At 34.2% G+C, this 8,968-nt stretch carries 8 protein-coding genes; 3 read left to right on the plus strand and 5 right to left on the minus strand.

Annotated elements, in window-relative coordinates:
• Positions 1-23 precede the first annotated feature (23 nt).
• The 3 genes from AACU95_RS16920 to AACU95_RS16930 all read right to left on the minus strand — a co-directional run bounded on the left by AACU95_RS16920 (position 24) and on the right by AACU95_RS16930 (position 3,356).
• The gene (locus AACU95_RS16920) at positions 24-1,811 is read right to left on the minus strand and encodes a hypothetical protein (protein WP_049237006.1); all 1,788 of its coding nucleotides are present in this window, start codon (positions 1,809-1,811) and stop codon (positions 24-26) included.
• A gap of 213 nt (positions 1,812-2,024) precedes the next feature.
• Complete coding sequence (locus AACU95_RS16925; RefSeq protein ID WP_004245045.1) at positions 2,025-2,657, minus strand: helix-turn-helix transcriptional regulator; 633 nt, start codon at positions 2,655-2,657, stop codon at positions 2,025-2,027.
• A gap of 63 nt (positions 2,658-2,720) precedes the next feature.
• Entirely contained in the window at positions 2,721-3,356 is a 636-nt protein-coding gene (locus AACU95_RS16930) for a TetR/AcrR family transcriptional regulator (protein ID WP_004247259.1), read from the minus strand.
• 235 nt (positions 3,357-3,591) lie between these two features.
• On the opposite strand from AACU95_RS16930, the gene AACU95_RS16935 reads away from it, so the two are divergent.
• Together AACU95_RS16935 and AACU95_RS16940 are read left to right on the plus strand one after the other, a co-directional pair.
• Complete coding sequence (locus AACU95_RS16935; protein WP_004247258.1) at positions 3,592-4,803, plus strand: Tm-1-like ATP-binding domain-containing protein; 1,212 nt, start codon at positions 3,592-3,594, stop codon at positions 4,801-4,803.
• A gap of 16 nt (positions 4,804-4,819) precedes the next feature.
• Entirely contained in the window at positions 4,820-5,647 is an 828-nt protein-coding gene (locus AACU95_RS16940; RefSeq protein WP_004252534.1) for a phosphoenolpyruvate hydrolase family protein, read from the plus strand.
• 84 nt (positions 5,648-5,731) lie between these two features.
• Here AACU95_RS16940 and AACU95_RS16945 read toward each other — a convergent pair whose 3' ends face one another.
• Complete coding sequence (locus tag AACU95_RS16945) at positions 5,732-6,631, minus strand: diaminopimelate dehydrogenase (protein WP_049201409.1); 900 nt, start codon at positions 6,629-6,631, stop codon at positions 5,732-5,734.
• Positions 6,632-6,829: 198 nt separating this feature from the next.
• On the opposite strand from AACU95_RS16945, the gene AACU95_RS16950 reads away from it, so the two are divergent.
• The gene (locus tag AACU95_RS16950) at positions 6,830-8,170 is read left to right on the plus strand and encodes an MATE family efflux transporter (protein ID WP_004245051.1); all 1,341 of its coding nucleotides are present in this window, start codon (positions 6,830-6,832) and stop codon (positions 8,168-8,170) included.
• A gap of 123 nt (positions 8,171-8,293) precedes the next feature.
• Here the strand turns inward: AACU95_RS16950 and AACU95_RS16955 are convergent, their stop codons facing one another.
• Positions 8,294-8,935, minus strand: a complete 642-nt coding sequence (locus AACU95_RS16955; RefSeq protein ID WP_004245052.1) for a hypothetical protein — start codon at positions 8,933-8,935, stop codon at positions 8,294-8,296.
• Positions 8,936-8,968 lie beyond the last annotated feature (33 nt).

Consider the following 8,968-nt stretch of genomic DNA (forward strand, 5'->3'; position numbering starts at 1 on the left):
ATACTATAAAATATTTATTTTCCTTATTCAGATGAGAACGCATAGTCGCTATCTATTATGTTAAATCCATCTACATTTAATTGTGTAAATACTTGATCTTCGACTAATTCAACAATATTAGCATATTTTATATCACCTTCTTTTAAATTACCCTTATTTATATTATCTTCATCTAGTTCTGTTTCTTCCTGAATATAAGTTAAATTATATATTCCTTTCCCTATTAATTTACCTCGTTCTATCTCTTTCAGAAGAGGAGTTAAAGTATATATTTCGTCCCATTCTAATTTACCTAGTTCTAACCCTTTCAGAATAGAAATTAAAGTATATATTTCGTCCCATTCTAATTTATCTAGTTCTATCTTTTTCAGAATAGAACTTAAATTATATATTTCTTTTGATTCTAATTTACCTAGTTCCATCCCTTTCAGAATAGAACTTAAATTATATATTTCTTTCCATTCTAATTTATCTAGTTCCATCTCTTTCAGAATAGAAATTAAAGTATATATTTCGTCCCATTCTAATTTACCTAGTTCCATCTCTTTCAGAATAGAAATTAAATTATATATTTCTTTCCATTCTAAATTACCCAGTCCCATCTCTTTCAGAATAGAAATTAAAGTATATGTTTCTTTTCCTCCTAATTTATCTAGTTCTATTTGTTCCAGAATAGAAGTTAAATCAGATATTTCATCGCCTTTAACATGTTTATTTAATTTTCCATGAATAATTTCACTTGCTTCAGAAAGATTACGTTTAAAATTCATATTGTCATTATTAGTATTATTAATTCCATCAAAATTATCCCACTCAAAATCCCCCACAAAATAAGCGACATTATCATCTGTTCTTTTATCTATTATTATTTCTTTACCACCATAAAACTTATTTATATATTCTTCAATCCAAATATTTTGCACTTTTTTAAGTGAATACTTATATACGCAATCAATATTCGCTTTATTAAGAATTTCACCCATTATACTTTCTTCATAAAGAATTTTATTCATTATTTCCCGTAACTGTACTGGAAATTCTTCTTTAAGATTCTCTACCTCTACCATAAGAGGAAGATTATATTTTGAAACACAGACTAGAAAATTTATTTTAGACAGAAATTTTTCTTTCTCCTTATTACTTGAAAAATTAGCTAGTATTCTTTCATTGCTATTTTTAAATCGAGTTTCATTATCATACCTTACCAACACTTCATTAAATATTTTTATAACATCTTCTTTTTTTATTCTTTCAACTCTTTCCTTAATAATATTTTTAAATTCATCCGCCAGATGATTATAATCTGTATTTGATGAATTTCGGCAAAAGGCCTCCGCTCGTTGTAACTCATTTAAATAATTGAAAAAACTATATCTATCTTTAAAACTTGAATTTTCATTCTCTATTAAAGAGAGAAAATGGTTTAGGTTATGATATTCAGCTGTAATTGTAACTATCTCATCTTTTTCCCTATCTACTGTATCTTTTTTTGTTAGTTTATTATTAAACTCATCCACCTTACACTTTAAATCTTTCACCTTAATCTTTAAATCAGTAAGTGTTTCAGTATATCTATTTAAATTTCCATCTCTATTACTTATTCCCATTCTACCGGTTTGGCTAATTGCAAAAAACATTGTAAATCGTTCCATCATATGAATAACTTTTTTTATAAAACTGGGCTTAGCCGTTGTATTAGAAATATCCTTTATTTTCTTTGCAATAGTTACATAACATGATCCTAAATAATCTTTCTTAGTAGATAAGACTATTCCCTTATCAAATACATCAACACCATTAACTCTATTCATTTTATTGCCCTTACATTAACAAATTAACTGTTTATTTTATTCTTTTTATCAATTTATACTTACAAAAATAACACAGTAGTAATTAATTAATCATTTACAATAAAAATCACATTTAATTTAAAATAAAAATAAAAAAAGATATCAAAAATGATATCTTTTTTTAGTTTAATGATTTGTATTCCGCTGTAATTTAAAAAATAACTTATCGTTTAATCATTCTTTTAAATCGTTATACACTGTTGCTCTTGAAACACCGAGGTATTGCGCAGTAATCTCCATTGCTTTGCGAAGTGAAAGATAACCTTCATCCTGTAAACACAATAGCAATTCGCGTCGTTGATGTGGTTTCAATGCTCTTGGTGTCACTGAATAAGTTGCAGAAAATTCATCAATACGTTTTTTCAACGAATCTTCTGTTACTGAGCTAAAAGTTTCAATGATATGATTTCCCTCTTCGAGAGTCGAAAATTGATTTAATACCATTTGTAAACCTTTAATCATCGATATATCAATATTTAAACATAAAGCAGCAACATAATTGCCTTGTTTATCTTTAATACCAATCGATGTACTTTTAGCTGTTCTACCATCAGGAAACTGATTAGGATAGTTTGCAACAATTTGTGGAAAATCAGACGATTCAATCCTTGCCATACCTAGCTCAGTTGCTCTATCCCCCACTTTTCGACCTGATAGATTATTTTCAATAACCATAATGGTATTTTCACTATCGGTCAGATCATGAAGTACAACTTCACAAAAAGGCGATAATGTTTTACCAATGCCCTGTGCAATATATTTTAGTTGTTCTACCAGCCACTCTTGGTCTGCAGTTTTGTGTGACATAACGATCCTACAATAGCTAAAACGTAAATGATTTATACAATTTTAACCGATTTATTCAAATAATTAATCGTTATCTATCGGAAAATCTGACTTTGCCTGATTTAAAATAGCTTTAGCCATCCATTGGGTCATATCAATGACCTGCTGATCATCCATTTTCCAGATATCTTTCATTACTAAAAAAACTTCAGAACCATAAATAAGTGAGAAAGCTTTTATCACTTTATCCCACATTTCTTGCGGATAATGCGCTTTTAATGGTTCGATGACTTTAAGTAAGATCTCTTTACGATGACCACGAATAAATCGTTTTTCTGTATATTCGCTTGATTGCCGCTCTTTAGCCCACTGCTGTAATGAAACCTGCAATGCGCCACGCAACGCCCCTTCATGTTTAAACATTTGTGGATAAGCAAGATTGAGCAACGCAGTAATACGCTGTTGTGTATTATCTTCTGGAGTGGGCTGCCATGCAATGATCGGTGCTAAACTTGCATCAACAGTAGCACTAATTAAATCACTTTGAGTGGGAAAATAGCGATACGCCGTTGCCCTTGAAACACCAGCATGTGCTGCAAGCTCTGATACGGTAGGTAACATCCCTTGTTCAAAAAGTTGCAATGCCGTTGTCACCAATAATTGGTAGGTTCTTTTTCGAGTACCTGACATTGTATCTATTTCATTACGACTAAAACTCATAAAAATTCCTTCGCTATTACTCCACTTTTCGTGGCTACTATACTGATTTTAAGAACTATTCTTAATACGATTAAAGTTTACTTTAGGCGATTGAGTGTACCTAAGCGACATTTAAAAGAGAAAAAATAAAAATAATGAGACATGGGTCTCAAAATAATGCTATTATAAATGAAACTCAAGTCTCATTGTGATTATAATCTACACGTCAATAATCATAAAAGGTAAGGGAAGGCTTATGAAACAGTATGCTGGCTTCATTTATATTGCGACTACGCTTGATACTAAAAGCGCTGAAATTTTTTATGTCAGTGAATTAATAAAAAAAGCAGGCCTTCCTGTCAAAACCGTAGATTTGACAACCAAACCTACAGCATTAGAAAGAGAAGCTGACGTCACAGCTGCACAAGTTGCTAGTTACCATCCAGATGGAAAAAACGCCGTGTTTTGCGGTGACCGCGGGAAAGCTATCGCAGCAATGTCCGTCGCTTTTGAACGTTATTTAACCCACTGTGACGATGTCCTCGCTATTTTAGGATTAGGCGGCTCAGGGGGAACGGCATTGATTACACCAGCAATGCAATCTTTGCCCATTGGCGTACCTAAATTGATGGTATCGACTATGGCTTCCGGTGATATCTCCGGATATATCGGCGCTAGCGATATTTCAATGATGTACTCCGTAACAGATGTATCCGGCTTAAACCGTATCTCTCGTAAGGTATTGAGAAATGCGGCCAACCAAATTGCCGGCGCTGTTTATTTTTACCAAGAAGAAAATAGTGTTGATAAACCGGCTGTTGCATTAACGATGTTTGGTGTAACTACGCCTTGTATTCAACAACTAACTAAAAAACTTGAAAATAATTATGACTGTTTAGTTTTCCATGCGACAGGGAGTGGCGGTAAAGCCATGGAAAAACTGATAGACAGCCACTTACTTCATAGTGTTCTGGATCTAACAACAACCGAAGTATGTGATTATTTATTTGAGGGTGTCCTTGCTTGTGATGAAGATCGTTTTGGTGCCATCGCCCGCACTAAAACACCTTGTATCGTCTCTTGTGGCGCGTTGGATATGGTGAACTTTGGTCGCCCTGCTACCGTACCTGAGAAATATAAAGATCGTCATTTCTATCACCATAATTCGCAAGTCACCTTAATGCGTACAACACCAAGGGAAAATCGTCAAATGGGGATCTGGATCGCTGAAAAATTGAATCAGTGTGAAGGCCCACTGACGTTTATTTTTCCACAGGGCGGTTTTTCTGCTTTAGATATTGAAGGGGGGCCATTCTGGGATCCTCAAGCAAACCAAGCATTTTTTGATGCATTTATAACAACATTTAAAGAGACCGAGACTCGTCAATTAGTCATCAGTCCTTACCACATAAATTCTGCTGAATTTAATCAGCAAGTTTATGATTTACACCAGGAACTTATTTGCTAACCACGGAGAAAGAAGTATGACTTATTCACGTGAAGTATTACTCAAAAAATTTAATGACATGATCGCACGTAAAGAGCCTATTATTGGTGGCGGTGCGGGAACAGGTCTTTCCGCAAAATGCGAAGAAGCTGGCGGTATCGATCTGATTGTTATCTATAATTCAGGTCGTTATCGTATGGCGGGTCGTGGCTCTCTGGCAGGATTATTAGCCTATGGCAATGCCAATGAAATTGTTATGGATATGGCAAAAGAAGTATTGCCTGTTGTAAAACAGACTCCTGTACTTGCCGGGGTTAATGGTACAGATCCATTCTGCAATTTTGATAAGTTTTTAGATGACGTTAAAGCCATCGGTTTTGCTGGCGTACAAAACTTCCCAACCGTTGGTTTAATTGATGGTAACTTCCGCGCTAACCTAGAAGAAACAGGTATGGGTTATGCTCTTGAAGTAGAGATGATCCACAAAGCACATGAAAAAGGCTTACTCACAACACCTTATGTTTTTAGTCGTGAAGATGCCATTGCGATGACACAAGCCGGTGCAGATATTATTGTTCCTCATATGGGTTTAACCACTGGTGGCAATATTGGTGCAGAAACAGCCGTTACTTTAGATGATTGTGTCGCCCTTATTAACGATTGGGCAAAAGCAGCAAAATCCGTACGTTCTGACGTGATTGTACTTTGTCATGGTGGCCCTATAGCAACACCAAAAGATGCGCAATATATCCTTGATAACTGTCCTGATTGCCATGGTTTTTATGGCGCAAGTTCAATGGAACGTTTACCAACAGAAGTCGCTTTAACTGCAACAACAAAAGAGTTTAAAAATATTAAACGCTAATCTCAAATCATCAAGTTTGCCTAAGCGTTGATCCTATTGCCCACATCATGTGGGCAATATTTTATTTGCAAGAAGCCTAACTGATTACACCAGTTTTGCGATTAATGTAGTTAAATCCCCTGCTAAAAAATCAACGGGGGGAATTTCAATCACAGTATAGGCACCCGCTTGTTGTTTCATACTTGCTCTGGCTGCAGAAACCATAAATTGAGATGTTAATGCTGGATTATTAATATGCATAGCATATTCAAATAATTGATTGTGTGTTTTGCCTGACACCCCTTTATGGGTCATTTGTACTCCGTGACCAACATCTTTTAAGCTATCAACACTATCAACTTGTTTAATATGTGCCTCGTCAGATGAAAAATAGCTGTCGGCCTTAATGGCTTGCTCAACCTGTGCAAAGTTAGCACCCGTTTCTAATTCAACATAAACCATACGCCGATGAACACCAGTACCTAATGGAATAGTCATTGATAGTGCATCTCTTACACCATCAATAGCTTTAGCGGCAACACTATGCCCCATACTCATACCGGGACCAAAATTAGTGTAGGTAATACCTTTAGGTGCCATAGCTAACATTAAGGTACGAATAATAGAGTCTGAACCCGGATCCCAACCCGCTGAAATCACTGCAACACGGTTATGCTTTTTCGCCACCTCATCCAGTTCTGTTTTTAATGCAACGATATCACTGTGGACATCAAAACTATCAACGGTATTAATACCTAAGCTCAATATCGATTTAGCCAAATCTTTAATGGCTCTCGTTGGTGAACATAATAAAGCAACATCCACCTTACCTAATCTTTTAATATCATTTGTTACCGTTATATTTCGCAGTTCATCTGGAATATTTTGACTATCACGGCGAACCACCCCCACTAACTCAAAATCAGGTGCTGCAAGTACTGCATCTAGTGCAAAGCGCCCAATATTGCCATAGCCCACAATAGCGACTTTTATTTTAGTATTCATTTATTTCCCTGTTCTCGTTGTTAATCATTATTGAATGATAATAATGTTTAATAATCAACGAATAAACCATATAAAAAGTTTTTTTGCTACTGGTTCATCAATTTAGCTATTCCCTTATTCATAAAGCATGTAAAATCGCTCCACTTTCCTCTGATTATATTTACAACACTATTTCACTCGTTTTTAAGAAGGTTTTCAATGCATCAATCTGATGTAGCGGATCGCTCACTTTTTTCCCTTAGCTGGCCTATTTTTATTGATATTTTTCTTCATCTTGCCACGCTATTGATTAACACTTACATGATAAGTCATGTCTCTACTGCCTATTTAGCTGCAATGGGCGTAGGTAACCAAGTTTTTGATCTTTTTATCACCATATTTAACTTTATTAGCGTGGGATGTAGCGTTGTTATTGCTCAATATTTAGGCGCCGGTAAGCGCGATAAAGCCAGTCAAGCTATTCATATTTCTATCGCCTTTAACTTTTTGCTGGGCTTTAGTAGTGCCATTATTATTCTCTTTTTTGGCTACAACATTCTAAATGTAATGAATACGCCAGAGCATTTAGTACAAGATGGCTATAACTATCTCCATATTTTGGGGATTTGTCTTATTCCTGAAGCAATTTCAATTATCTTAGCAGCCTGTTTGCGGGTTTATGGTAAATCGAAAGCGGCGATGTATGTGACGTTAATTGCCAATATTGTCACTGTTATCGGCAATATGATTGTACTATATGGTTTCTTTGGGCTTCCACAATACGGTTTAGTGGGTGTTGCATGGTCAACAGTTGTCGGTCGTATTATTGCCGTTGTCTTATTATGTGGTCTTTTATTCTATGGATTAAGAATTAAATTCGATATAAGACTATTAGTGATTTGGTCTAAAAATATGTTAGCCAAAATTCTACATATTGGTTTACCTGCTGCAGGTGAAAACCTAGTGTGGATTTTACATTATATGACCGCCTCTGCCTTTATAGGCTTAATGGGAGAAGTTCCTCTCGCCGCACAAACACTCTATTTCCAACTATCATTATTCTTAATGTTATTTGGCATTGCGATTAGCATTGGTAATGAAATATTAGTCGGTCATTTAGTTGGTGCAAAACGATTTGATGATGCATTTACACGGGGTTTTAAAAGCCTAAAAGCAGGTGTGCTATTTACTATTGGCGTGGTGATTATTTATTGGTTTATGCGTGATCCTATTTTGTATTCTATCACCGAAGATCAACGCATTATCGACCAACTGTTGCCTTTATTTATTTTATCGGTCTTTTTGGAGCCTGGGCGTACATTTAATATTGTTATGGTTAATGCGTTACGTGCAGCCGGAGATGCCAAATTCCCACTCATTACAGCCGTTTGTTTTATGTGGGGAGTTGCTATTCCTATTGGCTATTTCCTTGGTATAAAAATGGAAATGGGTTTAATTGGGATTTGGATAGGTTTTCTTTGCGATGAGTGGCTACGAGGCTTAACAAATGCATGGCGTTGGCGCTCTCGTAAATGGCAAGCTAAGCGCTTAGATATTTGATGCTCTTTCAAGGCCTAATAATATTATTAGGCCTTGAGAAACTAGCTATAAATAAGTTAACTTGCTACATTATTCATTAATGATTTTAAATTTATTTAAGCTTTATAATTCATGCTTATCATTTTATTTATCGCCATTTTTTACAAGATTTTTATCTTTAGCCAGTGAACGACTAACCGTCTCATTTATACTATTTGATAAAAAATATTTATAATTATTAATATTCCCAAATTCAGATTTTATTTTTTCGTCTGAAGTTAATATGCTATCGATGATTGATGCTAAAAATTTATTTTTAATCTCAGTTAAAGACAAGTCATTAGTAGATGATAAAATACTTTTAGAGTGAGAATGTAACTCATCCTCAAATTGTATAATTTTTCCTTTCTCTAATGTAGGTTTTTCTTCTAAAACAGAGATAATATCATTAATGATTAAATTTATTATTTCATCAACTTTAAACTTTTTGTGTACTTTAGATAAATCTCCAAATTTATCATTATCATCTTTCATTGAGTGAGGCGTGTTTATTACTTTATTATCTGATTGTATATTTTCATTCTTTTTCATATTTTCAATATTAGAAATATGAACTTTAAATTCTGAATTATTTGAAGTTTTATGAAAAAATGGTTTTATAAAAGAGGATATTGTATTATAACAACTTAATATAGCTGATTTCAATTTTGTATTAAATTTATAACTCTCATTATTAATGCTTTTTAGCGATAATGGAGTGTTTTTAAAATAACTTTTAATTTGCATATCTGCTCCCTAATAGATTTAGCAGAATTAAAT

The sequence above is a fragment of the Proteus sp. G4415 genome (genome assembly GCF_963896075.1).
In the GTDB taxonomy this organism is placed as follows: domain Bacteria; phylum Pseudomonadota; class Gammaproteobacteria; order Enterobacterales; family Enterobacteriaceae; genus Proteus; species Proteus mirabilis.

What these genes read in the sequence shown, in the direction of transcription:
- AACU95_RS16940 (WP_004252534.1), top strand. Translation starts at nt 4,820, where the DNA reads ATGACTTATTCACGTGAAGTATTACTCAAAAAATTTAATGACATGATC.
- AACU95_RS16920 (WP_049237006.1), bottom strand. Translation starts at nt 1,811, where the DNA reads ATGAATAGAGTTAATGGTGTTGATGTATTTGATAAGGGAATAGTCTTA.
- AACU95_RS16935 (WP_004247258.1), top strand. Translation starts at nt 3,592, where the DNA reads ATGAAACAGTATGCTGGCTTCATTTATATTGCGACTACGCTTGATACT.
- AACU95_RS16955 (WP_004245052.1), bottom strand. Translation starts at nt 8,935, where the DNA reads ATGCAAATTAAAAGTTATTTTAAAAACACTCCATTATCGCTAAAAAGC.
- AACU95_RS16950 (WP_004245051.1), top strand. Translation starts at nt 6,830, where the DNA reads ATGCATCAATCTGATGTAGCGGATCGCTCACTTTTTTCCCTTAGCTGG.
- AACU95_RS16930 (WP_004247259.1), bottom strand. Translation starts at nt 3,356, where the DNA reads ATGAGTTTTAGTCGTAATGAAATAGATACAATGTCAGGTACTCGAAAA.
- AACU95_RS16945 (WP_049201409.1), bottom strand. Translation starts at nt 6,631, where the DNA reads ATGAATACTAAAATAAAAGTCGCTATTGTGGGCTATGGCAATATTGGG.
- AACU95_RS16925 (WP_004245045.1), bottom strand. Translation starts at nt 2,657, where the DNA reads ATGTCACACAAAACTGCAGACCAAGAGTGGCTGGTAGAACAACTAAAA.